The 24,533-nt window shown below is 71.0% G+C and carries 25 protein-coding genes; 9 read left to right on the top strand and 16 right to left on the bottom strand.

The window, feature by feature from the left end:
- Positions 1–110 precede the first annotated feature (110 nt).
- Entirely contained in the window at positions 111–1,418 is a 1,308-nt protein-coding gene (locus tag FS532_RS15365; RefSeq protein ID WP_144756254.1) for an acyltransferase family protein, read from the bottom strand.
- A 169-nt stretch (positions 1,419–1,587) separates the two neighbouring features.
- On the opposite strand from FS532_RS15365, the gene FS532_RS15360 reads away from it, so the two are divergent.
- Both FS532_RS15360 and FS532_RS15355 read left to right on the top strand, forming a co-directional pair.
- Complete coding sequence (locus tag FS532_RS15360) at positions 1,588–2,034, top strand: Fur family transcriptional regulator (protein WP_144756251.1); 447 nt, start codon at positions 1,588–1,590, stop codon at positions 2,032–2,034.
- Positions 2,035–2,123: 89 nt separating this feature from the next.
- Positions 2,124–3,653 carry a catalase gene (locus tag FS532_RS15355; protein WP_144756248.1) on the top strand — a complete coding sequence of 510 codons (1,530 nt, stop codon included), beginning with the start codon at positions 2,124–2,126 and terminating at the stop codon, positions 3,651–3,653.
- 77 nt (positions 3,654–3,730) lie between these two features.
- Here FS532_RS15355 and FS532_RS15350 read toward each other — a convergent pair whose 3' ends face one another.
- The 3 genes from FS532_RS15350 to FS532_RS15340 all read right to left on the bottom strand — a co-directional run bounded on the left by FS532_RS15350 (position 3,731) and on the right by FS532_RS15340 (position 6,297).
- Positions 3,731–4,297, bottom strand: coding sequence for a GNAT family N-acetyltransferase (locus FS532_RS15350; RefSeq protein ID WP_186322074.1), 567 nt, complete (start codon positions 4,295–4,297; stop codon positions 3,731–3,733).
- Between the two features lie 125 nt (positions 4,298–4,422).
- Positions 4,423–5,292, bottom strand: coding sequence for a VOC family protein (locus tag FS532_RS15345; RefSeq protein WP_144756243.1), 870 nt, complete (start codon positions 5,290–5,292; stop codon positions 4,423–4,425).
- Positions 5,293–5,520: 228 nt separating this feature from the next.
- Positions 5,521–6,297, bottom strand: a complete 777-nt coding sequence (locus FS532_RS15340; protein ID WP_144756240.1) for an SDR family oxidoreductase — start codon at positions 6,295–6,297, stop codon at positions 5,521–5,523.
- Between the two features lie 111 nt (positions 6,298–6,408).
- Between FS532_RS15340 and FS532_RS15335 the strand changes: the two genes are divergently transcribed.
- The 3 genes from FS532_RS15335 to FS532_RS15325 all read left to right on the top strand — a co-directional run bounded on the left by FS532_RS15335 (position 6,409) and on the right by FS532_RS15325 (position 8,541).
- On the top strand, positions 6,409–6,975 hold the full coding sequence (locus FS532_RS15335) for a hypothetical protein (protein WP_144756237.1): 567 nt from the start codon (positions 6,409–6,411) through the stop codon (positions 6,973–6,975).
- Positions 6,972–7,589 carry a signal peptidase I gene (gene lepB, locus FS532_RS15330; protein ID WP_144756234.1) on the top strand — a complete coding sequence of 206 codons (618 nt, stop codon included), beginning with the start codon at positions 6,972–6,974 and terminating at the stop codon, positions 7,587–7,589. Before FS532_RS15335 ends, lepB begins: the two co-directional genes overlap by 4 nt.
- A 127-nt stretch (positions 7,590–7,716) precedes the next feature.
- Positions 7,717–8,541, top strand: coding sequence for a helix-turn-helix domain-containing protein (locus FS532_RS15325; RefSeq protein ID WP_186322073.1), 825 nt, complete (start codon positions 7,717–7,719; stop codon positions 8,539–8,541).
- A gap of 24 nt (positions 8,542–8,565) precedes the next feature.
- Here the strand turns inward: FS532_RS15325 and FS532_RS15320 are convergent, their stop codons facing one another.
- The 8 genes from FS532_RS15320 to FS532_RS15285 form a co-directional block, all read right to left on the bottom strand.
- Positions 8,566–9,000, bottom strand: a complete 435-nt coding sequence (locus tag FS532_RS15320) for a hypothetical protein (RefSeq protein WP_144756229.1) — start codon at positions 8,998–9,000, stop codon at positions 8,566–8,568.
- Positions 9,001–9,002: 2 nt separating this feature from the next.
- Positions 9,003–9,434 carry a helix-turn-helix domain-containing protein gene (locus FS532_RS15315; protein WP_260852763.1) on the bottom strand — a complete coding sequence of 144 codons (432 nt, stop codon included), beginning with the start codon at positions 9,432–9,434 and terminating at the stop codon, positions 9,003–9,005.
- A gap of 41 nt (positions 9,435–9,475) precedes the next feature.
- Positions 9,476–9,820, bottom strand: a complete 345-nt coding sequence (locus FS532_RS15310; protein WP_260852762.1) for a hypothetical protein — start codon at positions 9,818–9,820, stop codon at positions 9,476–9,478.
- Between the two features lie 327 nt (positions 9,821–10,147).
- A complete protein-coding gene (locus FS532_RS15305) occupies positions 10,148–10,468 on the bottom strand; it encodes a hypothetical protein (RefSeq protein ID WP_144756222.1) in 321 nt (106 codons plus the stop codon).
- A 10-nt stretch (positions 10,469–10,478) separates the two neighbouring features.
- Entirely contained in the window at positions 10,479–11,105 is a 627-nt protein-coding gene (locus tag FS532_RS15300) for a response regulator transcription factor (RefSeq protein WP_144756219.1), read from the bottom strand.
- Positions 11,102–12,316 carry a sensor histidine kinase gene (locus tag FS532_RS15295; protein ID WP_144756216.1) on the bottom strand — a complete coding sequence of 405 codons (1,215 nt, stop codon included), beginning with the start codon at positions 12,314–12,316 and terminating at the stop codon, positions 11,102–11,104. The genes FS532_RS15300 and FS532_RS15295 overlap by 4 nt, the downstream gene beginning before the upstream one ends.
- A 23-nt stretch (positions 12,317–12,339) precedes the next feature.
- Positions 12,340–13,110, bottom strand: a complete 771-nt coding sequence (locus FS532_RS15290) for an ABC transporter permease (protein WP_186322072.1) — start codon at positions 13,108–13,110, stop codon at positions 12,340–12,342.
- Complete coding sequence (locus tag FS532_RS15285; RefSeq protein ID WP_144756213.1) at positions 13,107–14,021, bottom strand: ABC transporter ATP-binding protein; 915 nt, start codon at positions 14,019–14,021, stop codon at positions 13,107–13,109. The genes FS532_RS15290 and FS532_RS15285 overlap by 4 nt, the downstream gene beginning before the upstream one ends.
- A gap of 139 nt (positions 14,022–14,160) precedes the next feature.
- Here FS532_RS15285 and FS532_RS15280 point away from each other — a divergent pair, with 139 nt between their 5' ends.
- Complete coding sequence (locus FS532_RS15280; RefSeq protein WP_144756210.1) at positions 14,161–15,354, top strand: PP2C family protein-serine/threonine phosphatase; 1,194 nt, start codon at positions 14,161–14,163, stop codon at positions 15,352–15,354.
- A gap of 329 nt (positions 15,355–15,683) precedes the next feature.
- Here the strand turns inward: FS532_RS15280 and FS532_RS15275 are convergent, their stop codons facing one another.
- Positions 15,684–16,553, bottom strand: a complete 870-nt coding sequence (locus FS532_RS15275) for a phosphoribosylaminoimidazolesuccinocarboxamide synthase (RefSeq protein ID WP_144756207.1) — start codon at positions 16,551–16,553, stop codon at positions 15,684–15,686.
- Positions 16,550–17,818 carry a phosphoribosylamine--glycine ligase gene (purD, locus tag FS532_RS15270; RefSeq protein ID WP_144756204.1) on the bottom strand — a complete coding sequence of 423 codons (1,269 nt, stop codon included), beginning with the start codon at positions 17,816–17,818 and terminating at the stop codon, positions 16,550–16,552. Before purD ends, FS532_RS15275 begins: the two co-directional genes overlap by 4 nt.
- A 57-nt stretch (positions 17,819–17,875) precedes the next feature.
- Between purD and FS532_RS15265 the strand changes: the two genes are divergently transcribed.
- Positions 17,876–18,238, top strand: coding sequence for a sterol carrier family protein (locus FS532_RS15265; protein ID WP_144756201.1), 363 nt, complete (start codon positions 17,876–17,878; stop codon positions 18,236–18,238).
- A 330-nt stretch (positions 18,239–18,568) separates the two neighbouring features.
- On the opposite strand, the gene FS532_RS15260 is transcribed toward FS532_RS15265, so the two are convergent.
- The gene (locus FS532_RS15260) at positions 18,569–21,142 is read right to left on the bottom strand and encodes a helix-turn-helix transcriptional regulator (RefSeq protein WP_144756198.1); all 2,574 of its coding nucleotides are present in this window, start codon (positions 21,140–21,142) and stop codon (positions 18,569–18,571) included.
- Between the two features lie 109 nt (positions 21,143–21,251).
- On the opposite strand from FS532_RS15260, the gene FS532_RS15255 reads away from it, so the two are divergent.
- Entirely contained in the window at positions 21,252–21,665 is a 414-nt protein-coding gene (locus tag FS532_RS15255) for a hypothetical protein (protein WP_144756195.1), read from the top strand.
- Positions 21,666–21,749: 84 nt separating this feature from the next.
- Here FS532_RS15255 and purF read toward each other — a convergent pair whose 3' ends face one another.
- Positions 21,750–23,207, bottom strand: coding sequence for an amidophosphoribosyltransferase (gene purF / locus FS532_RS15250; protein WP_144756192.1), 1,458 nt, complete (start codon positions 23,205–23,207; stop codon positions 21,750–21,752).
- A 72-nt stretch (positions 23,208–23,279) separates the two neighbouring features.
- Between purF and purM the strand changes: the two genes are divergently transcribed.
- On the top strand, positions 23,280–24,374 hold the full coding sequence (purM, locus tag FS532_RS15245; protein ID WP_144756190.1) for a phosphoribosylformylglycinamidine cyclo-ligase: 1,095 nt from the start codon (positions 23,280–23,282) through the stop codon (positions 24,372–24,374).
- Positions 24,375–24,533 lie beyond the last annotated feature (159 nt).

Raw genomic sequence — 24,533 nt, 5'->3', positions numbered from 1 at the left:
TCCAGAACTCGGGTGTCGACGGCGTGGGGTGCCTCCTGAGGATCGTGCTGCCGACGACAATCCTCCGCCCGCAGCACGCCTCCGGAGGGCTGCGGGCGGTGAGAACCGGTTCAGATCCGCGTGACGCCCCGGGCCGGCACCGTCTTCGTCAGCAGCCACACGCCGGCGGGGACGAGCAGCGCACCGAGCAGGGCGGCCCCGAACGACAGGTGCAACTGCATGACGACGAACGCGGGGCCGATCGTGCAGAGCGCGGCGACGGCGAGCACCGGCCACGCCGGACGGTCGGCACCGGGCAGCAGTCGGGGGAGCGGTCGGTCGAACCACCGCAGGCCTCGCGCCACTCCCAGTGCCACAACGAGCAGGACGACCAGTGCGACCGCACGCGTGGGCCACCACGGCGCCGAACCCGGTTCGGGGAACGGCACACCGACGAGCAGTGCCACGCCGTTCAGCGCGATGAACAGCGGCAGGTGCCACAGGTAGATCGTCATGCCGTCCCGGCCGAGCAGGAACACGGTGGCCTGCGCCGCGCGCGTCCGCATCAGCCGGGTGAGCGGTGCGTGCACGACCTGCACCAGGCAGGCCTGGCTGACGGCGAGGACCGCGAGCGGCAGCATCGGCGGGTTGAGGTCCTGCAGCATGTCCGGCGCCCAGAGGCCGATCGAGGTCATCGGGACGAGCAGCGCGTACCCGGCCGCCGCGATGACCACGAGCAGGACCCGGGACCGTCGTGCGAACCACCCGTCGGCCCAGAGGAAGCCGACCTGCTGCGCGAAGAGCCACACCGGTCCGAGGTTGAGCAGCCCGACCTCGGCGGTGCCGGTAGCGAACCGGAGGGCGTCGACGGCGGTGGCGAAGAGGAGCAGCACCCCGAGTGTGCGCCAGGGAGCGCGTTCGTGCAGGCGCACCATGAACGGCACGCAGCACTGCGTGATGCCGTAGGCGGCGAGGAACCACAGCGGCGACCCGATGCCGAACGCGACCTCGGCCAGCAGTTCCGGCGGGGTGCCGAGCGCCGTCGCGACACCGAGCCCGATCGCGAGCACCGCGAACAGGGGGATCGCGGGGCGGAAGAGCCGGACGAGTCGCGTGGCGACGTAGTCTCGGCCGCCGCCGCCCCGCGCGACCGTGCTCCGCCACCCGACCGCGCTGGCGAACCCGCCGACCACGAAGAACAGCGGCATCACCTGGCCGATCCAGGTGGCGGCCACGTACCAGGGGAGTTCCTGGAGGGGGCTCGTCACCGCGATGCCGTCGGGCCCGGCGGCGACACCGACCATCGTGACGTGCACGAAGACGACGAGGACGACGCACGCCGTCCGGATGAGGTCGACGACCAGGTCCCGCTTCGCGATGATCCCCCGGACGTCCTGAGCGCGGTTCGCCTGCACGGGCAGGCTCTGCTTCGTGGACATGTCCGGACGCTAGCGCGAGGTCGTGGCATCCCAGCGTCGTTCCAGCTGATCGCGACCGGATCGTGACACTTCGCATTCCGGTTGCGGCATACTTCGACGTCGCCAACCGTCCACGCGGCTGGTGTACAGTGGCGGTGTTGTCTTGATCTCTGCAAAAGAAAGGCTCAGCATGGACGTCGACGCCGACCTGCTCCGCGCCTCCGGTCTCCGGGTCACGACACCGCGGCTCGCCGTCCTCCGCACCACCGAGACGATGCCGCACGCGACCGCCGACGACATCGTCACGGCGCTCGCCGCGGAACTGCCGACCACCAGTCACCAGGCCGTGTACGGCGTCCTCGCGGCGCTGACCGGCGTCGGACTGGTCCGCCGGATCGAGCCAGCAGGCAGCCCCGCCCGGTACGAACGCCGGACGGGCGACAACCACCACCACGTCGTCTGCACGATGTGCGGCGCGATCGAGGACGTCGACTGCGCCGTCGGGCATGCGCCGTGCCTCACCCCGTCGGAGACCCACGGCTTCGCGGTCACCACCGCCGAGGTCACGTACTGGGGCATCTGCGAGCGGTGCGCGGCGGCCGAGCGTGACGACGCAGCGGCACCCGTCACGGCCTGATCGCACCGCGATCCCCGGCGACCAGCCGAGGCCCCCTGAGCAACCCGAGCACCCCTGACCGAACCAACCGTTCCACCCAAGGAGGAACCGTGTCCGACCAGAACACGACGCCCGGCCAGCCGGCCGGCACCCCCACCACGACGACCAACTCCGGCGCCCCCGTCTCGAGCGACCAGCACTCCATGGGTGTCGGCGCCGACGGCCCGCTCGCGCTGCACGACCACTACCTCGTCGAGAAGCTCGCGCAGTTCAACCGCGAGCGCGTCCCGGAGCGGGTCGTGCACGCCAAGGGCGGCGGCGCCTTCGGTACCTTCACCGTCACGCAGGACATCAGCCGCTTCACCCGTGCCGCGTTCCTGCAGCCGGGCAAGCAGACCGAGATGCTCGCGCGCTTCTCGTCGGTCGCCGGTGAGCAGGGCTCCCCGGACACCTGGCGCGACCCCCGCGGCTTCGCGCTGAAGTTCTACACCGAAGAGGGCAACTACGACCTCGTCGGCAACAACACCCCCGTGTTCTTCATCCGCGACGGCATCAAGTTCCCGGACTTCATCCGCTCGCAGAAGCGCCTGCCGGGTTCGCACCTGCGCGACCACGACATGCAGTGGGACTTCTGGACCCTCTCGCCCGAGTCGGCGCACCAGGTCACGTGGCTGATGGGTGACCGCGGCCTGCCCGCGTCGTGGCGCGAGATGGACGGCTTCGGCTCGCACACCTACCAGTGGATCTCGGCCTCGGGCGAGCGCTTCTGGGTCAAGTACCACTTCCTCACCGAGCAGGGCCACAAGACCCTGACGCAGGAGGACGCGGACCGCATCGCCGGCGAGGACGCGGACTTCCACATCCGCGACCTCCACGCCGCCATCGAGCGCGGCGACAACCCGCGCTGGACCCTCAAGGTGCAGGTCATGCCCTACGAGGACGCCGCCGCTTACCGCTTCAACCCGTTCGACCTGACGAAGGTGTGGCCGCACGCGGACTACCCGCTCATCGAGGTCGGCACGATGGAGCTCAACCGCAACCCGGAGAACTACTTCGCGCAGATCGAGCAGGCGACCTTCGCTCCTTCGAACTTCGTGCCCGGCATCGCGGCGAGCCCGGACAAGATGCTCCTCGCGCGCATCTTCAGCTACGCGGACGCCCACCGCTACCGTGTCGGCACGAACCACGCGCAGCTGCCCGTGAACGCCCCGAAGAACGAGGTGCACTCGTACTCGAAGGACGGGGCCATGCGCTTCGACTTCCAGAAGTCCGAGGTGCCCGTCTACGCGCCGAACACGCTCGGTGGTGCGCACGCCGACCCCGCCGCGACCGACGACACCCCGGGCTGGGAGTCCGACGGTGCGCTGCAGCGCTCCGCTGCGACGCTCCACCCGGAGGACGACGACTTCGGCCAGGCCGGCACCCTCGTCCGCGAGGTCCTCGACGACGCCGCCCGTGAGCGCCTGGTCGGCAACATCGCCGGGCACGTCTCGAAGGTGACGCGCGACGACCTGCGCGAGCGTGTGTTCGCGTACTGGACGAACGTCGACGCCGACCTCGGTGCGCGCGTGCGCGCCGCGGTCGTGCCGAGCGCCCCGGGTTCGAACGAGGACCCGGAGAAGGTCGCGGTCGAGGCGTAAGCCCAGCGAGACCCCTGACGGACGGGAGGCACGGTGCCAGCTGGCACCGTGCCTCCCGTCCGTCGTTCAGGCGAGTTCTAGACCTGCTGGCCGTTCAGCCAGATCGGGCCGGCCGGCCAGTCCTCCAGTCGCTCCGCGACCGGCAGGACCATCCAGCCACCCTGCTCGGTCTCCGAGATGCCGGCGCCGTCCGCGGTGAACGCGGAGAACGTGCCCACGGCACCGTCGATCTCGTGCCAGCCCATGCGTGCGTAGAACGGGATGCGGTTCTCCCCGGCACCGAGGAACCCGTACGGTACGCGGAGCCCCTCGAGCACCGCGTGCGTGCGGGTCATCAGCTCGCGACCGACCCCGGTTCCCTGCAGCCGAGGCGACACGGCGACGATGCCGGTGTCGCCGACGAGCACGTCCTCGCCACCGACCGTGATGAACATGCGGCGGATGCCGACGTGGGCGAGGACGACGCCGTCCTCGCTCCGGCCGATCACGCGTCGCTCGGGCTGCATGCCCGCGTAGTCGCGGCCGCCCACGTACCAGTGCGACCAGTCGGGGAAGGCCTGCCCGAGCAGCGCTGCGATCGCTTCGTGGTCGGGGAGCGACAGCGTGCTCTCCTCGACCACCTCCCACCGGATGTCTTCAGTCACGGGTCCATCCTGCCGGAGTGGGACCGGCGCCGCGGGCCGAGACTCGGCGTCAGCGACACTTCTCGCGCGGATGAGCGCGAGAAGTGTCGCTCAGGCCGAGAACTCAGTGCCCGTGCGGGCAGCGGTCAGCCCCGACCCGGCGCCGTGACCTCGATGCGGTTCGCCCACGGGTCCTCGAACGCGACGGTCCGGCCGTCGTCCGCGGTCTGCACCCCGGTGTCGTGCATGCGCGCGACCAGTGCCCCGAGGTCGTCGGCGGCCGGGACCTCGATGCGGACCAGCCCGAGGCCGAGCGCGAGCTGGCGGCGCCCGGCACCGCGGGAGTTCCACGTGTTCATCGCCATGTGGTGGTGGTAGCCGCCGGCGCTGACGAACAACGCCTCACCCCAGCCCGCGGTGGTGGCGAAGCCGAGCTGGTCGACGTAGAACTCCTTCGCGGTGGCGACGTCGCCGACGGAGAGGTGCACGTGGCCGACGCGTCCCGGAGCGACGGCCGCACCGTCGAGCGCGGCGGACGTCAGGTTCTCCCGCAGGAACTCGTTCGGGTCGACGAAGATCGTGGCCATGTCGACCATGCCGTGCGTCCACGACCACTCGGTGCGGTCGCGGTCCCAGTACAGCTCGACGCCGTTCCCTTCCGGGTCCGTGAAGTAGAACGCATTGCTCACCAGGTGGTCGGCGCTGCCGGTGAACGTCTGCGGGTACTTCGTCGCGACGGAGTACAGGGCTGCAGCGAGGTCGGCCTTCGTGTCGAACAGGATCGCGGTGTGGAACAGCCCGGCGTCGTGCGGGCCGGCGTGCTGCATCGACGGCGCGTGCTCGAGGATGACGATCGGCGTGGCGCCACGACCGAGCACGGCGACACCGCCCTCGTTCGACAGGAGGGAGAGCTGGACGCCCTCGCGGTAGTACCCGATCATCCGGTCGAGGTTCGCGACCCGGAGCGTGACCGCGCCCATCCCGGTGTCGGCGGCGAGGAGGTCCTGCGTGTGCATGTCACCAGTGTGCGCCGAAATGGTTGACGCGTCAACTAAACGCTCGAGTGTACCGGCATGCGGGCATGCGACAACGCCGATGTCGTACGACGTCGGTCATGACGCTGGTCCGCGCGCGCAACAGTTGCACGCGCGCGGGTGCGACACGGTGGTCGTCGTACGACAGCGGCGAAGTCGTTCCGAGTCTCCCCGGTCACCGAGCGATCGACGGGCTACGTGCGCGCGCGCCTACTTCGCGCTGAACCCGCCGTCGGACTTCAGGAGCTGCCCGTTCACCCACCCGCCGTCCGGCCCGCAGAGGAACCCGACCAGCGCTGCGGTGTCGCTCGGCATCGACGGGCGCCCGCCCGGGGTCTGCGCGATCGCCGACTGCCGGATCTCCTCGGTCATCCACCCGGTGTCGTTCGGCCCCGGGTTGACGAGGTTCGCGCTGACGTGCACGTCCGCGAGCTCCTGCGCGGCCCCGACGACCAAGCGGTCGAGCGCGCCCTTGCTCGTGCCGTACGGCAGGTTGAACGCGACGTGGTCGCTCGTGAGCGCGATCACGCGTCGACGGTCCTCCGGCGCTGGTGCCCCCGCCCGCAGGCGTGCGGCGTACGCCTGGACGAGCAAGAACGGCGCCCGCACGTTGACGGCCATGTGCCGGTCGAACGACTCGAGCGTGGTGGTCTCGAAGTCGGAGTCCACCGACTCGCAGTGCGACATCACGATCGCCGTGACGGGCGCGCCGGCCTCCGCCTCGGCGCGGCCCACGAGCGCGGCCGCCTGTTCCGGGTCCGCCAGGTCGACCGGGAGGCGCGTCACGCGTGCGCCCGCGTGCTCGCACTCGGCGACGACGGAGTCGACGCCGTCCGGATCGGCCGCACCGTGGACGCGGGCGTCGTACGGGCCCCACCACGAGATGGCCAGGTCCCAGCCGTCGGTCGCCAACCGCGCCGCGATCGCGGCGCCGATCCCGGCTCGTCGACCGACACCGGTCACCAGGGCGAGGGGTCTGTGGGACATGGGTCGTGCCTCCAGTCGGGGTCGTCGCAGCGGTGCGCCGACGCGCCCAGCTTGGCATCGCACCCGGTGTCCTGTCGGCGGAGCGCGCCGGGACAGGGCCAAGATGGAGGGATGCCACGCACACGACGTCTGCCCGACCGGCCACGCGGTCGCCGCGGCGGCCGTCCGGACCCGTCCGAGTTCCCCGTCGAACAGATGCGCGACCGCATGTCGTCGTACATCTACGGCAACATCACGGTGCTCGCCGCGGCCATCGCCGTCGACCCGCAGGCGATCCACCACGGCTCGGCCGTGTGGGCCGTGCTCGCGACCGCGGTGCTGACGTACCTGGCGCACGTCCTCTCGCACCTCGTCGCGCACGGGTTCGGCGCCGACGACTCCGAGACGGACGACGCTCGCCGCGAATCGGTGGCCACCATCGTGCGCAACGCCAACCCGATCGCGACGTCCGGCCTGATCCCTGCGGTGCTCTACGCCGCGGCGTGGATCGGGTGGATCCCGGCACCGTGGGCGCAGACCGCCGCGCTCGTGATCCTGGCCGTCCGCATCGGCATGGTCGGCGTGTTCATGCAGCGGTTCAGCGGGAAGCGTCCGACCTTCCTCGGCCTCTGGGGCGGCATCGTGCTCGCCGCGGTCGCCTTCGTCATCGGGTTCGTGAAGGTGGTGCTGACGCATTGAGCGAGCAGACCGTGCCGGTGCGCAAGCGCCCCGGGTGGAAGTTCCTGCGCGACCTCGTGATCATCGTGGTCGCGGCGTTGCTGGCGTCGTTCCTGGTGAAGGCGTACCTCGTCCGGTCGTTCTACATCCCGTCGGCGTCGATGGAGAACACGCTCCTGATCGGGGACCGTGTGCTCGTCAACGAACTCGTGCCGGGTGTCGTGCCGGTCAGGCGCGGCGACGTCGTGGTGTTCCAGGACCCGGGCGGGTGGCTCGGCCCCGGGCAGGGCGACGACCTCATCAAGCGGGTCATCGGGCTGCCGGGCGACACCGTCTCGTGCTGCGACACCCAGGGACGGCTGTCGGTGAACGGCCACCCCGTCGACGAGTCGTACGTCGTGCTCCAGCCGGGGTCCGACCGCGTCTCACTGCAGGACTTCTCGGTCACCGTGCCGAAGGGGCAGCTCTGGGTGATGGGTGACAACCGGTACGAGTCCGCGGACTCCCGCGCGCACGGGACCGTGCCGGTGTCGGACGTCGTCGGGCGAGCGTTCCTGACGACGTGGCCGGTGTCCCGGTGGACGGTGCTGTCGCGGCACGCGGATGTGTGGGACGGGGTGCCCGACCCGTCGTGATCTCGGTTCATGTGCTCGCTTGCCTCGTCTCGCGACGTGGACGGGGGACTCGCGTGTGCCTGCGCCCCGCGGTAGCGTTCGGTGGCCCGCCGGACCCGGCGCGCCGAACGCCGATCGGAGGGATGCCATGACGTCGTCCGAGCAGACGTTCGACTACGTCACCGGTGGCGACGACGAGGTCTCCCTGCGGAAGATCCGCACCGACGGCCCGCAGTCCGGCACGATCGGCCCCCGTCCCGACCACGTCGTCTTCGTGCTCGCCGACGGGCACGCGACGCTGACCGCCGACGACGGGAGCGAGTGGGAGGTCGAGGCCGGCCGCCCGATGATGCTCTCCGCACCGGTCGCCTACGCGTTCGACACCGACGCGACCGCCATGACGCTGCTGCACATCGCCCCGGCGGTGCTGGGCGACGGCGACGAACTCTCGGAGTTCGTGCAGCCCGCACCCGCGGACCCCGGCGTGGAACCCCTCCTCACCCTGTTGAACGAGGTCACCGACCGCATCCTCGACCCCACGCTCGACGGTGCCGGACGGGCCGTGCTGAACCGGCGCGTCGCGACCGTCGTGCTCTCGACCTTCACCCGGTCGCGATCGGACGTCGAACACCGGCTCCGCCGGGCGATCCGGTTCGTGCACGACCATGCGGGCGACGACCTCACGGTCGCGGACGTCGCGGCGGCGGCGGACCTCAGCGAACGCGGGCTGCAGGACCTCTTCCGCCGGCGGCTCGCGGTCACACCGATGCGGTACCTGCGGGAGGTCCGGCTCGACCGGGTGCACCTCGAGCTCGCCGCCCGACGGAACCGGCTCGTGACCGTCGGTGACATCGCGCGGGCGTGGCGGTTCGCGCACCTCGGGCGGTTCGCGGCGGCCTACCGGCGGCGGTTCGGGGAGAGTCCGCACGAGACGTTGCGGCGGTCGGGGCGTGCGGAGTTCAGAGGCGGCTGAGTCGTCCGCGACGCCACAGCTTACCTACTGCTCGTCGACGTCAAGTGCGATCTGGCCTCGCTCAATCGTCGGCAGCATGAGAGCTTGCCCGAACACTCGAATGCTCATCGTGGACACCGCCTCCCGCAGGAAGGGAAACACGGTCATCACGCCAACCTCGTTGGCAAAGAGTTGCAGTGTGCGAGCCGTCGGTTGATAGCCGTCTGCCAGCTCATACTCGCCAGCAACGCTCGCGGAGATGGTTCCTACCCCGAGTCGGATGTCGGCGTTGAGTCGGATTCCGAAGCTCGTTTCGTCCAGACGTTGCTGCACGGCGATCGATACCTCGGCCGCATCCTTCGGGCTCTCGGCTTGCTCGCGACGCGCGTGCAACTCGTACTGTTCGATACTCGACAGCGTCGAGTGAGCGACGAGCGCCTGAACGGCCTCGATGTCGGCTGAATCAAGCGAGTACGACATCCCTAACCCGCCAGCGCGAAGTCAGTGCGCTTCATCGTGGTCCACTCGTTCTGCGCGTGACTGATCGAAGGTCGAGGACCAGTCTGGACGATCGTGACTGATTGCCCCGAGGTCTTCCACGTCGACGGACCAGCGAGCTCGATCGACTGACCGACATCACGAACTACCTGATGCTCGACGATGGCGCCGACTGCGTTCGCGTAGCGACGAAGAGTGGAAGCCTTGGGATCGGAGTCGTATCGCTCGAACTTTTGAACGGCCTGCTGCGTCACGCCGATCAGCTCGGCAACGTCGTTCTGGGTGAGATTGCTGGCGCGTCGCAGCTCAATCAACCTCGACTTCAGCCGTCGGTCCTGGCTGGCCAAAATCTTGCCTCGAGCACGGGCCATGCGCAGGCCAAGGCGTGACGTGAGGAAGTCAAGGGCGGCAGACATGAGGACGATAGTAGCGGGACAACCTGCGAGTTGTATACGCGCTACCAGCCTGCGCGCTCTCGAACTTCGTCGTACAAGTCGGCGGCGCCTTCGATCTCGACCTGCTGCGAAGGTCCGTCGACCTTGATGTGACGGTGTAGGGCGACGAGCTTGGTGGAGTCACGCTCCGGTTCTGCGTGGTAGAACCTGAGCTTCTTGTTAAGTGCCGTCCGGCGAAGCTCGTAGATCTCAGGATCCTCGAACACGGGCTTAATCGGAGTCGACGCATCGCCTGAGTCCCAGAGCGAACCTGCTGCGGCCGCCTCGAAGAGGTCATCGATCTCGCCCTCCTCATGATTTCGCGAGAACGGCGCAAGTGTCGACAGCCAGCGATCGAGGGCAACCACGGACGGATGGGTGTCCCGTTCTTCGTGTTGCCAGTCATATGGTGCGCCCTCTGGGTGGCAGCACCTCGAATCACTCCCCCGTCGGTAGTCCCCTCGCATGATCGAATCATAGGGTGACCGACTGACACTCGTGATCGTTCAGCCGCTTAGCCATGACGGTTCCCGCGTCGCGCGCCAAGCGTTCGGCCTCACACCCCGGCGCAACGCAGAAACCCACGCTCACGCGTGGGTTTCTCGAGTCGGCGCTCAGAGAACTGTTCCATCTCCAGCTACCGGGGACGACCCTACCGAGCAGACCACGGGACAGCCAATGCACGGTGCCAGCCGTCAGCAGCCTGTCGTCGTCAACGTCACGGCAGCCACCTCGTCGTTCGACACCGTCGTCTTCTGCGGGCAGAGGTCGTTCGCCCGCACGGTGACCTCGCCGAGGGGGACCCCCGCGAAGTTCGCGGTGCCGCCCGGGAACACCCGCTGGTGCTCGGAGAGCTTGCCGGTGGACGCGAAGACCTTCACCTCGTAAGGGTGGTCCGCCGCGTTGGCCGACACGGTCACGGAGACCTGCCCGGTGGAGTCGTGCGCACCGCAGCCGGTGAGCGTCAGGACCGCGGCGATGCCGAGGACGAATACGGGGACGACACGACGGAGCACACGGGCAAGGCTACGCCGTCCCCAGGAGCCAGCCGTTGTCCGCGGCGACCCGGAGCGCCTCGGTCGCGTTGCGCGCGGCGGTCTTCCCGATCGCCGACGACAGGTGATTGCGGACTGTGCCTTCGGACAGGTGCAGGGACCCGGCGATCCCGGCCACGGTCGGCGCCGTCCGGAAGGCGATGAGCACGTCGGTCTCCCGCGGGGTGAGCGGGGACGGGCCGGCGGCGAGGGACTCCGCGGCGAGCACGGGGTCGACGACTCGGAACCCACCGGCGACGCGACGGACGGCGTCGGCGAGCTGTTCGGCGGGGGTGTCCTTCACGACGAACCCCGCGGCCCCGGCCTCCAGCGCACGGCGGAGGTACCCGGGCCGGCCGAACGTGGTCACGATGAGCGATCGGCAGGTGGGCAGCGAGCGGGCGAGGGCAGCGGCGGCGGTGAGGCCGTCGGCGCCGGGCATCTCGACGTCGAGCAGGGCGACGGTGGCGCGCGAGGACCGTGCCGCCTCGAGGACCTCGTCGCCGCGGGCAACCTGGGCGACGACCTCGATGTCCCGCTCGAGCGACAGCAGGGACGCCAGGGCACCCCGGACGAGCGCCTGGTCGTCGGCGAGCAGCACCCGGATCGTCTCGGTCATCGTCGCTTCCTCTCGACCCGCAGCAGGAATCCGCCGAGGTCGCTCGTCCCGGTGGTCAGCGTCGCCCCGACGGCGTCCGCGCGCTCCCGGAGCCCACGCAGCCCGTTGCCGGGAGTGGTGGACGCGGCATCCGGGTCGAGCAGCCCGGTCCCGTCGTCCTCGATCGTCAGTGCGGTCCGGGTGAGCGTGACCCGGACCCGGCTGGCGGCAGCGTGGCGGACCACGTTCGTGACGCCCTCGCGCAGCACCCACGCGAACAGGCTCCGCACGTCGTCGGCCGCCGCGTCGCCGTCGGTCGGGAGCACCGCGTCGATCGCCGCGGCTTCCAGTGCCGCGCGCGCCGACACGAGTTCGGCGTCGAGATCGGCCTCACGGTACCCGCTGACCGCGCGCCGGAGGCCCTGCAGCGCCTCGCGGGAGAGCCGTTCGACGTCCTGCATCTCGGTCTTTGCCCGGGCCGGGTCGACGTCGACCAGCCGTGCGGCGAGCTCGGACTTCATCGCCACGACGGTGAGCGAGTGACCGAGGACGTCGTGCAGGTCGCGGGAGAACCGTGCGCGTTCCTCGACCACGGCGAGGCGGGTGATCTCGTCCTGCGCGACGCCGAGTCGCTGCTCCGCCTCGCGCTGCCGGCCGAAGAAGAGCATCGACGCCCCGACGGACACGGTGATGACCGGGGCGAACAGGATGCCGCTGTTCACCGCCGCGTTCCATCCGGTGCTCGCCGCGACGAGGAACTGTGCGCCGAGGATCGCGAGCACGACCGCCCCGGCCACCCAGAACCGTTCGGCGACGAACCCGGACAGTGCGGCGACGAGCAGCCAGGTCCAGACGGCGAGGGGTCCGACGACGAACAGCAGCAGCCCCGCCAGCAGGGCGACGCCGGCCAGGACGACGACCCGGCCGCGCAGGCTCCGCCGCCACATCAGCTCCGGCGCGAACAGGTACGCCGCGTAGACGACGGCGAGGGCGATGGTCGAGACGACGTGCGCCCGGAGGCTCCGCCCGTCGCTCCAGACGGCGATGATCTCGAGCACCTGCCAGAGGAGCGCGAACACCGCGCCGGTGTACCAGCGGCGCCGCCCGATGCGGATGTCGTCGTCGCTCGCGCCCGGAGGGACGGCCCACGGGAACGAACGGGGAGACGGCCTGGAGGCGCATGGTGCGTTCTCCGCGCCACGCGCCTCGGCCGTCTTGGTCGCCTCGGACATCGGTGCCAGCGTAGGACCGTCGGTCACTGTCGCGCGGCGTCGCGGCGGTAGCGCCACACGATCACCGCGGCCAGGACGATCGCCCAGCCCGCCAGGACCATCGCTGGCTCGGTCATGCCCGAGGACCCGGTCGCCCCGGCACCCATCTGCCCGATGCGGTTCAGCCAGTACGAGGGCAGCAGATGTGCGACGGAACCCATCCAGTCCGGCATCACCGACAGCGGGACCCAGAGCCCGCCGAGGATCGCCAGGCCCATGAACACCACCATGAACAGCGGCTGCGCGAAGGACGGCTTCGCGAACTGCCCGATCAAGATGGCGATGAGCGCGAAGGGGATCACCCCGCACCAGATCCCGAACCCGGCGGCGAACCAGTGCGCCGGGTCGAGCGAGGCGTGCATGCCCACGGTCGCGACGAGCACCGTGATGACGATCGACACCGCGGCGAAGGCCATCGCGGCGATCACCTTCGACACCATGAAGCCCCACCCGGACAGCGGCGTGACGCGGAGCTGCCGGTTCCAGCCGATCGACCGTTCGTTGACGATCGCGAACGCCTGGCTGAGCGCGGCCATCATCGCCCCGTAGGACGCCATCTGCAGCGTCGTGACGACGAGGTACTGCAGGTGCGTGGTCGGGTCGGTCTGCGAACCGAACGCCGAGCCGAACACGAGCAGCATGATCACCGGGACGGCGAAGGTGAACACCATCGCGCGGATGTTGCGGAGCTGCCGTTTCGTCTCGAGGTACACGTAGCGGATCGGCAGCCGGCCGGACACGGTCACGGTGGTCATGCGAGGACCCCTTCGGGAGCGGGGTCGGCGGTGAGCGCGAGGAAGGCGTCGTCCATGGTCGAGGCGACCACCTGGATGTCGTGCGCCTGCGGGAACGTGGTGAGGAGGGCCCTGAGGGTGTCGTCGCTGCGGTCCGAGCGGAGCGTGACGCAGTCGTGCCGAGCCTCCAGGGAGACGACACCAGGCAGACCGCGCAACGTGACGTGCGCGTCGGTCCCCACCCCGGAGAACCGGACCGAGCGCGTGGCGGTGATCGCCTTGATCTCGGCGGGCGTGCCGTCGGCCACGATCCGGCCGGCGCGCATGATGACGATCCGGTCGGCGAAGGTGTCCGCCTCGTCGAGGTAGTGCGTGGCGAACACGACGGTGCGCCCCGCGTCGGTGAACTCGCGCATCGACGACCAGAACGTGTGCCTGGCCTCGACGTCCATCGCGGCGGTCGGTTCGTCGAGCACCAACAGGTCCGGGTCCGAGACCACTGCGACGGCGAACCGCGCCCGCTGCAGCTGCCCGCCGGAGAGCTTGTTCACCCGACGGCCGGCGATCTCGGTGCACCGCGCACGGCGGAGGGCCTCGTCGACCGGCATCGGACGACGGTGCGCCGCGGCGACGAGGGCGACCGCGTCCCGGACCGTCATGTCCGGCAACAGCGCGCCGCCCTGGAGCATCGCCCCGACCCGGCCGGTGACCACCGCGGAGCGGGGTTCCTCGCCGAAGAGCAGTGCCTCGCCGGTCGTCGGCGTGGACAGCCCGAGCGCGAGGTCGACCGTCGTGGTCTTGCCCGCGCCGTTCGGGCCGAGGAGGGCGACGACCTCGCCCGGACGGATCGTCAGGTCGACGCCGTCGACCGCGGCCACGGCGCCGAAGCGCTTGCGGAGGTCGCGGAGCTGGATGACCGGTGTGTCGTTCATGGCTCCGAGCCTGGCGCGCGGAGGAGTCCGAGCCCTCTGCGGTGCGTCACGGATCCGGCATGACATCTGTCACGGTCGGACCCGGCGTCCTCCGTACTGGGGACACAGGACTGTCCGGTAGGCGCGTTAGCGTGGACGTATGCACCTCGACTCCGCCGTCTCCGACCGCACCGCGCCGGAAGCCGTGCGGCGGGCCGCGCTGCTCGCCGCGCTCGACGTCGTCGAGGGTGGCGCCGAGGAACGCTTCGAACGGATCACCCGCATCGCGCGAGAGGCCTTCGGCGTGAGCGGTTCGTTCCTCAACCTCGCCCGCGAGACCGATGTCTTCATCAAGTCGCAGCAGAGCGACACGGTGTTCGGCCCGACGATCCCGCTGCAGGACACGTTCTGCGGCCGGACCCTCGCGATGGAGGGCCCCGTGGTCGTTCCCGACGCCCGCGCCGACGTCCGGTACGCGGACATGCCGATGGTCGTCGACGACCCGAACGTCCGCTTCTACGCCGGGGTGCCGCTCCGCGCCGGGGAGGACGACGTCAAGGTCGGCACGCTCTGCCTCATCGACCCGCAGCCCCGCACCCTCGACCCCGACGACCTCGCCCTGCTCCAGGAGCTCGGCGTCTGGGCGGAGCGCGAGCTGGCCGCCGGCGCCGACGAGGACCGCCTCCGCTCGGTGCTCGCCGGCCTCGAACCCTCCGCCGTCGACCTGCCCGGGTACCGCGTCGGGGGCATGTCGAAGCCGCACGGCGTCGTGTCCGGCGACTTCCACGACTGGCACCTCGACGGGGACTCCCTCGTGGTGACCGTCGCGGACGTCATGGGCAAGGGGATGTCCGCCGGGCTCCTCGCCGCGACCATCCGCGGTGCCCTGCTCGCGCGGGGGACGGCGTCCTCGAGCGATGCCGTGGCGGCGCTCGAGGCGCAGGTCGGCCCCGACCTGTCCCGGGCGGAGTCCTTCGCGACCCTGTTCCACGGACGCCTGACGACCGCGACCGGGCGGATGGAGTTCACCGACGCCGGCCACGGCCTCGCGATCCAGCTCCACGCCGACGGGACCGAGAGCGTGCTGCGCTCCTACGACCTGCCGATCGGCCTGCACCCGGTGGGGGCCGCACGGGTCACGGGCACGCTCGAGCTCGAGCAGGGGGACGTCCTGCTGCTCGTCAGCGACGGGGCACTCGAGCTGTGGGACTCCACGCTGGCGTCCCTCGGTGCGCTCGGGGCGATGTGGCGTGACGCGCCGGACATCGACGTGTTCCTGGGGCGGGTGCGGGCCCGTGCGGTGACGCACGACCCGGGGGACGACCTGACGGTCGTCGTCGTCGCGCGCGACTGACGCCCGCACGGGCGCGACGCGCGGGTGGTCGCCGAGGGCGGGCGCCGAGGTCGCATGTTGTGTCGCGCTCGGCACCGGCGGGCGGCACTTCGTGCGCCCTCGGCGGACGTGAGCGGCGTGTTGTGCGACCTCGCGGGGGCGCGGGCGGGCGCTCGGCCTGGAGGCGCGGGGCGGCCTGTCCTCGTCCCTCCCGTCGGGTGGGTGCGCGGGGGTGGGCGCCGAGGTCGCGTTTTGTGTCGCGCTCGGCGCCGGCGGGCGGCATTTCGTGCGGCCTCGGCGGACGTGAGCGGCGTGTTGTGCGACCTCGCGGGCGCGCGCGTCGGCGGGCGCTACGCGCCGAGGCGCTCGATGAGCTCGCGGTAGCGCTCGGCCGTCCGGGTGACGATCTCCTCGGGCAGCACCGGGGGCGTCCCCTGCCGGTCCCAGTTCGCGCTGAGCCAGTCCCGCACGATCTGCTTGTCGAACGACTCCGTGCGGTTCCCAGACCGGGCGTCCCAGTAGCGGCTGGAGTCGCTCGTCAGGACCTCGTCCGCGATCCGGATCTGCCCCGACGCATCGCGCCCGAACTCGAACTTCGTGTCCGCGATGACCACTCCACGCGACAGCGCGATCGCCGCCGCCTCGGTGTACACCCGGAGCGACAGGTCCCGCAGCGCCGCAGCCGCCTCGGCGCCGACGAGCGCCACGGTCTGGTCGAACGAGATGTTCTCGTCGTGCTCACCCTGCGGCGCCTTGTACGCCGGCGTGTAGATCGGTTCCGGCAACTGGTCGCCGTTCGACAGGCCGGCGGGGAGCGGCACGCCGCAGACGCTGCCCGACTCCTGGTACTCCGCCCAGCCGCTGCCGACCAGGTACCCGCGGACGACGCACTCGACCGGGAACATCTCGAGCGGCATCACGTGCATCGACCGCGAGGCCACCGATGCGGGCACCGGGGTGCCGCCGGCGGACGGTGCGATGAGGTGGTTCGGGACGTCGGCCAGCCGGGTGAACCAGAAGCGGGAGAGGCGGGTCAGCAGTTCGCCCTTGCCCGGGATCGGCGGTTCGAGCGCGAAGTCGTAGGCGCTCACCCGGTCCGAGGCGACGAGCAGCAGTTCGGTGGCGCTCGCGACGTCGGCGGTGCCGGTCGGGACGTAGAGCTCCCGGACCTTCCCAGACGACACGTGCTGCCAGCCGTCGAGCACGGGTGCCGGGCTCATCGGGTGACCTTCGCGGCGATGTCGGTGCGGAACTGCGCGCCCTCGAGCGTGATGTCGCCCAGGCCGGCGTACGCGCGGTCGCGGGCCTCGGCGAAGGAGGACCCGGTCGCGACGACGCTCAGCACCCGGCCCCCGGTCGCGACGAGCTGGTCGTCGAGGACCCCGGTGGCGGCGTGCGCGACGGAGACCCCCTCGCGGGCGTTCGCGGCGTCGATCCCGGTGATCGGACGACCGGTCTGCGGGTTCTCCGGGTAGCCCTCGCTCGCGAGCACGACCGTGACCGCTGCGTCCGGACGGAACGACGGTGCCGGGGTCCCGCCGAGCTGACCGGTGGCCGCGGCGAACATGAGGCCGCTCAGCGGGGTCGCCAGGCGGGGGAGGACCACCTGGGTCTCCGGGTCGCCGAAGCGCGCGTTGAACTCGATGACCCGCACGCCCTGCTCGGTGACGATCAGGCCGCAGTAGAGCAGCCCGACGAACGGCGTGCCCTCGTGCTCGAGTCGGCGGACGGTGGGGAGCGCCACCAGGTCGGTGACCTCGTCCACGAAGGCGCGTTCCGACTCCCAGCGGTCGGCGAGCCACGGCAGCGGCGAGTACGCGCCCATGCCGCCCGTGTTCGGCCCGGCATCGCCGTCGCCGAGGCGCTTGTAGTCCTGCGCAGGGCTGAGCGGCCGGACGTCGTGCCCGTCGCTCAGGAAGAACAGCGAGACCTCTTCACCGTCGAGGAACTCCTCGACCACGACGTGGCCGTGCTGGAGCCAGTAGGTGGCGTGGTCGATCGCGGCCTGACGGTCCTCGGTCACCAGGACGCCCTTGCCCGCCGCCAGCCCGTCGGCCTTCACGACGTACGGTGCGCCGAGCTCGTCGATCGCCGCGACGGCTTCCTCTGCGGTGCCGGCGTACACCGGACGCCCGGTGGGCACGGCTGCCTCGGCCATGATGCGCTTGGCGAACGCCTTCGAACCCTCGAGCTGCGCGGCGGCCTTGCTCGGGCCGAACACCGGGATGCCCCGGGTCCGGACGGGGTCGGCGACGCCCGCGATGAGCGGCGCCTCTGGCCCGACGACGACGAGTTCGATGCCGTTCTCGATCGCGTACTCGGCGACGAGCGCACCGTTCGTCGGGTCGAGGGACACCGTCTCGACGTCGGCGGCGATGCCGGCGTTGCCGGGCGCAGCCGTGATGACGTGACCGGCCCGCTCAGCGAGGAGGGCCGTGATGATCGCGTGCTCGCGGGCACCGGAACCGAGGACGAGGATTCGCACCCGATCACCCTACCGATCCCGACTCGCCGGTTGCGATGCGACGGCTAGCCTGTGGACATGCCACCCAGGAGGATCGAGGACGCCGAGGGCCGCGCAGCGCTCGCCGCCGTGCAGCAGGGCTCGACCGCCCGGCCCGACCTGGCGACCGCGGTCCGCTGGTCGTTGCAGCGTCTCGCCGACGAGGTCCCGGGCAACAGCGTCGAGGTCCGCGTCCCACCGTTCGCCGCCGTGCAGGCCGTGCCCGGGCCGCGGCACACCCGTGGGACCCCGCCGAACGTCATCGAGACGGACGCGGCGACGTGGTTGGCGCTCGCCACCGGCGCGCTCCGCTGGGAAGAGGCGGTCGCGCAGTCGCGCGTCAGCGCGTCCGGATCGCGTGCCGACCTGACGGCGTTCCTGCCGGTCCGGCTGGACGTCTGAGACGGTCCGCGGCGACGGACGGGAGGCGCGCGGCGGGCCCGACCCGTGCCTCCAGGCCGGTACGCACGCACTTGCGTAGGCGGACTAACCGAATTAGGTAGTGCCTACTGATGTGACGTCACCAACCGGCCGAATACCGTAGAAGTCGCCGGGATTCGGACCCGACCCGAACGGGTCCGAACCCGGCGACAGGGTCAAAGGTACGCGACATTTGTCACACCGTGTCAACTGTTCCGGCGAGTCGTGCTGCATTCCGCAACGAACCTGCGACTTCCGGACGGTCCGTTGCGCCCGGTGCAGCAGGTCACGGAGCGCAGCAGTTCACGGACCTCACAGCAGCTCGGCGAGCTCCGTGCGCGCGTGCAGGTCCCACTTCGTGAACACCCGTGACAGGTGCGCGTCGATCGTCCGGACGCTCAGCCCCAGCGACTCCGCGATCCGCCGGTTGCTCAGACCCTCGGCGGCGAGCTTCGCGACCTCGTACTCGCGGTTCGTCAGGGGTGTCTTCGATCGGCCGGCGGTGACCGCCATGCCGTGCGTCGCCAGGACCCCCTGCGCCGCGATGATCCGGGTGCGGTCGTCCGCGCGGATCGCGTCGGCGTACTCGACGATCGCGCCTGCGAGCGGGCCGTCCACCCGCGCGGCCGCCGTGCGCATCCGGTCGAGGGACGCCGCGGAGTCCCGCCCGTTCAGCATGTCGTTCGTGTAGTGCAGGGTCTGCGCGTACATGACGTGGGTCCAGGACCCGTTCGCGGTGCCGCGTTCGATGATCTCGTCGGCGTGCCGGAGACCGGCCGGGTTGCCGAGCACGGCCTCGGCCCACGAGATCGTCACGGCGACCTGCTCGCCGATGATCCGCATCGCCCGGAGCGGTGTCGACCGTGCCCGTTCGAGCGCTGCCGTCGCTTCCTCGGCGCGGCCGGCGTAGGCGTACGACATCGCGAGCCGTGCCCACGGGTACGCCGCGAAGCCGCCGTGGTCCGCCACGTCGTAGCGCTCGCAGGCGGCCGAGAACGCGGCGACGGCGTCGTCCCAGCGGCGCTGGCCGAGCGCGAGGTTGCCCTCGCCGATGAGTTCGAGCGTGAAGTCGTACTTCAGGTAGGGGCTGGAGCGTCGGACCGGGACCTCGGTGATGAGGTCGGCGATGTCACCGCGCCAGACCTGCAGCTGGTGCATGACGGAGACGATCTCGCCGACGCTCCACGGGGCGTCCTCGAGGTGCTCGACCGCGGTCGCCAGACACGCCTTCCCGAGGGCCGCGGCGTCGTCGAGCCGACCGGCGGTCGCGAGGGCCATCACCGCGCACGGGGCCAGGCAGAGGAACGCGAACGGGATCGTCGGTGCGTGCACGATGCCCGTCCGCTCGAGCTCGGCGCGGACCTCGTCGAAGCGGCCGCCCCAGCCGAGGTGCGCCAGCCGCAGCAGCCGGAGCCGCTCGGCCCCGTCGGCGGACACGAAGCGGACCGCGACGTCCGTCAGGGCCACCGCGGCCAGGGTGTCGTCGTCGTGGAACTGCCGGATGTTGGCGAGCGTCTCGCACGCCTCGATCACCGCGGCGTCGTCGACCTCGTGCGGGGCGGACCGGACGACGGCCCACGCGGCCTCGGCGTCCGCGCGGCCGGCTTCTCGACCGGTGCTGTACGAGTACGCGAGGGACCGGAGGCAGTGCGCGGCCACCCGTTCGGTCGGGGTCAGCGTCGTGCGGAGGGCAGCCGAGGCCAGGGCGACGGCGCTCTCGTGCTCCTGCAGCCGGACCGCGACCTGGGCGCCGTCGAGCAGCTGGTCGACGGGCGGGAGCACCCCGCACTCGAGCGACCAGAGCGCGGCGCGGAGCCGTGCGGCCGGCGGTGCGCCCTCGGGACGGTCGGTGCGGAAGGCGTTGGCGCGGGCGAACAGTGCGGTGCGCCGCGCCACCGGGACGAGGGCACGGACGACCTCGCCGACGAGCGGGTGCGACGGCCGGACCACGGCCGCGCCGTCCTCGAGCGAGTCGATCCGGACGAGCCCGAGCGCCACGACGCGGTCGACGTCCCCGCCGCTGACCAGTCCGACGAGCCGGGCGAGGGGGATGGGGTCGGCGAGGGCCACGATGTCGACCACGTCGCGGAGGTCCTCCGGCAGGGAGCCGAGCTCGGTGCGGTACATGTCGGCGAGGCTGTTCGACGCCGTGACCCGGCCGCGCCAGTACCACCCGGTGGCGGTCTGGTCGAGGGCTCCGGAGGCGAGTGCGGACCGGACGACCTCGCGGATGTAGAGCGGGTTGCCGGCCGTCGCACGGTGCACCCGCTCGGCGGAGGCGGTCTCGAGCTGGGCGCCGAGGGCCTCGGCGATGAGCGAGGACGTCTCGTGCAGGTCGAGCGGCTCGAGGTCGATCCGCTCGAGCAGGTCGTCCTGCCACAGGGCGCGGAGGGGCTCCGGCAGCGCGGTGAAGTCGCGGCAGGTGAGCACCAGACGGGCGCCCTGGTCCCGCACGAGCCACGCCACGTACCGAGCGGAGATCGCGTCGAGGTGGTCGGCGTCGTCCACGCGGAGCAGGACGTCGCGGTCGGCGAGGTCCTCGGCCTCGCGCAGGCGCTGCTCGGCCCCGCCGGCACCGACGAGTTCGGCCAGCGACCCGGGCAGTTCGCCGAACCGCTCGGCGACGGCCCCGAACGGCATCGATCTGCTGGCGGCGACCGCGGTGATCGGGACGACGAGTGTCCGGCCGGAAGGGTCACGACCGGAGACACGGTCCGTGACCCGGGCGGCCGCGGTGCTCTTGCCGAGGCCCGGGGCACCGACGAGCGCCACGCTCCACCGGTGCTCGGCGACCACGGAGACGGCCCGGTCCTCCTCACGACGCTGGAGGAGCGGCCACGCCACACGGGCCGGGATGCGGGCCGCACGAGCTGTCCGTTCGCGCATCCGCCTCACCTCCTCCGCGTGGGATACCGATCGGTCGGGACCATCCTCTCCCGGAACGACCCGACCCGCACAGGCCGGAGCACGTCCCACAGTGGGGGACAATGGAGGGGTGAGCAACACCGATCGACCCGACGAACGACCGGCTCCGGCGCCGAACGCCGTCACCTCCTCCGACGAGGTGACGATCCGCCGCGCCCCGAAGTTCGGCGTCTTCATCGTGGGCGGGGCGCTGCTCGGCTTCGTCGCGACGCTGATCGTGGTGTCGCTGACCATGAACATCGACCGCGGCGACCAGCAGGAGACCACGAGCTTCGGCAGCCTGGTGGGGTACTTCAGCCTGTGGGGCGTCACCATCGGCGCCTTCGTCGGCGCGGTGGTCGCGGTCGTCCTGGACCGCGTGTTCGCGCGACGGGCCGCTCGCCTCACGGCGGAGCGCGTCGAGGTCGAGCTGCCGCCCGAGACGGTCGAGGGTGAGATCGAGGACCACGGCGACGCTGCCGGGGGCAGCGACCGGACGCAGTAGACGCGACCATGAACGGACTGGAGGCACGGTGCCAGCTGGCACCGCGCCTCCAGTCCGTCAGGCGGTCGCGTTCGCGACCCCCGCTCAGCTGAGCTGGTTGGCCTCCACCCAGGACAGGTACTCCGGGCTCACGGTGCCCGTGACGTACTCGCCCGTGAAGCAGCTCATCTCGAGGTCCGTGACGTCGGACCCCTCGATGATCGCGTCGCGCATGTCGCCGATCTCCTGGTAGATCAGGTGGTCGCTGCCGAGCACCTTGTTGATCTCCGGGATCTTCCGGTCGTGGGCGATGAGCTCCGCGCGGGTCGGCATGTTGATGCCGTAGACGTGCGGGTACCGGACCGGGGGAGCGGCGCTCGTGAAGGTGACCTCGTTCGCACCGGCGGCGCGGGCCATCTCGACGATCTCGCGGCTCGTCGTGCCGCGCACGATCGAGTCGTCCACGATCAGGATGTTCTTGCCCTTGAACTCCGACGACATCGCGTTGAGCTTCTGGCGCACGGACCGCTTGCGCTCCGCCTGCCCCGGCATGATGAACGTGCGGCCGACGTAGCGGTTCTTGTAGAAGCCCTCGCGGTACTCGATGCCGAGCTTCTGCGCGACCTGCATCGCGGCCGGGCGGCTCGAGTCCGGGATCGGCATGACCACGTCGATGTCGCCGGTGGGGGCGTACTGCGCGATCGTGTCCGCCAGACGGTTGCCGAGCCGGAGCCGGGCGTCGTACACCGAGATGCCGTTCATGACGGAGTCGGGACGGGCGAGGTAGACGTACTCGAACGAGCACGGCACCAGACGCGGGTTCTTCGCGCACTGGCGGGCGTGCATCTGGCCGTTCATCTCGATGAAGACGGCCTCGCCGGGGGCGACGTCGCGGACGATCTCGTAGCCGCCGGACTCGAGCACCAGGGATTCGGAGGCGACGACCCACTCGGGATTGCCGGCCTCGTCGAACTTGTGCCCGAGGATCAGCGGACGGATGCCGAACGGGTCGCGGAACGCCAGCAGTCCGTGCCCGGCGATGGTCGCGATGGCGGCGTAGGAGCCCTCCACCCGCTCGTGCACGCGCTCGACGGCGTCGAACACCTGCCCGGGATCGAGGTCCTTGCCGCGCACCTGGCCCTGGAGCTCGTGCGCGAGCACGTTCACCAGCAGTTCGGTGTCGGAACTCGTGTTGAGGTGCCGCCGGTCGATGTCGAACAGCTCACGGGTGAGTTCCCGCGTGTTCGTCAGGTTGCCGTTGTGCACGAGGACGATGCCGTAGGGCGCGTTCACGTAGAACGGCTGGGCCTCTTCCTCGTTGCTCGCGGTGCCCTTCGTGGCGTACCGGACGTGCCCGAGGCCCATCGTGCCGAGGAGGGCACGCATGTCACGGGTGCGGAAGGACTCCCGCACGTGACCACGGGTCTTGTGCATGTGGTGGATGTGACCCTCGACCGTGGCGATGCCCGTCGAGTCCTGTCCCCGGTGTTGCAGGAGGAGCAGAGCGTCGTAGATGGATTGGTTTGCAGGCCCCTGCGCAACGAGGCCGACGATGCCGCACATTCGCGGTGTGCTCCAGACCGTAGAATCGGGTGGTACCGAACAAGTCTGCCATGCCCTAGCGGAGGACTACGCATGCCCAACCCGTACGCAGAGGCCGGCGTCGACACCGCTGCCGGTGACCTCGCAGTCGAGCTCATGAAGTCCGCCGTCTCGGCGACGCACAACACGTCCGTGCTGGGCGGTGTGGGCGGATTCGCGGGACTCTACGACGTCTCGTTCCTGAAGGACTTCGAACGACCGCTGCTCGCGACCTCGACCGACGGGGTCGGCACGAAGGTCGCCATCGCGCAGGCGATCGACAAGCACGACACCATCGGCCAGGACCTCGTCGGCATGGTCGTCGACGACATCGTCGTGGTCGGCGCGAAGCCGCTGTTCATGACGGACTACATCGCCTGCGGCCGGGTCGTCCCCGGACGCATCGCGGACATCGTCGCCGGTATCGCGCGCGGCTGCTCGGAGACCGGCACCGCCCTGGTCGGCGGCGAGACGGCGGAGCACCCCGGGCTGCTCGGGCCGGACGACTACGACGTGGCCGGTGCCGCCGTCGGTGCGGTCGAGGCCGGCTCACAGCTCGGCGCGCACCTCGTGCAGGACGGCGACGTCGTCGTGGCGATCGCGTCCTCCGGGCTGCACTCGAACGGGTACTCGCTCGTGCGCCACATCCTGTCGTCCCGCGGCGTCGGGTACACCGATTCGCTGCCGGAGCTCGGCGGCCTGGTCGGTGAGGCCCTGCTCGAGCCGACCCGCCTCTACACGACGCCGCTCCTGTCGCTCATCGAGCAGCACCCGGGCGCCGTGCACTCGCTGTCGCACGTCACCGGTGGTGGCATCGCGGCGAACCTGGCGCGTGTGCTGCCCGTCGGGTCCTGGGTCGAGGTCGACCGCTCCACGTGGGAGCCCCTGCCCGTCTTCCGGGTGCTCGCCTCGATGGCCGGCACCCCGATCGAGGACACCGAGGGCACCTGGAACCTCGGCATCGGCATGTTCGCCGTCGTCTCGGCTGCTGCGGCGTCGGACGTCATCGCGTCGCTCGGGGCCGCGGGGCTGGCGTCGTGGAGCGTCGGGACGATCTCGACCTCGGCGCGGGACCTGAGCGGATTCGAACAGGGCGCGAAGGGCGTCGACGGCGGCGCGGTGCGGCTCGTGGGGGCGTACGCGGGCTGAGTGGGCTGCGCTCGGGCGGGCGCGGGTGGGCGCGCGGGCTCGCCGGGGGCTCGAGGTCGCGCGAACTGCCGTCCGGACTCGTTCCGGGCGGCAGTTCGCGCGACCGGGGCGCAACGCTCGCGGCGCGTCGTGCGACCTCGGGGGCGACACGTGCGGGCG

The organism is Curtobacterium pusillum, from assembly GCF_007673235.1.
GTDB classification, from domain to species: domain Bacteria; phylum Actinomycetota; class Actinomycetes; order Actinomycetales; family Microbacteriaceae; genus Curtobacterium; species Curtobacterium pusillum_C.
This window is presented reverse-complemented; position numbering and strand designations above follow the sequence as displayed.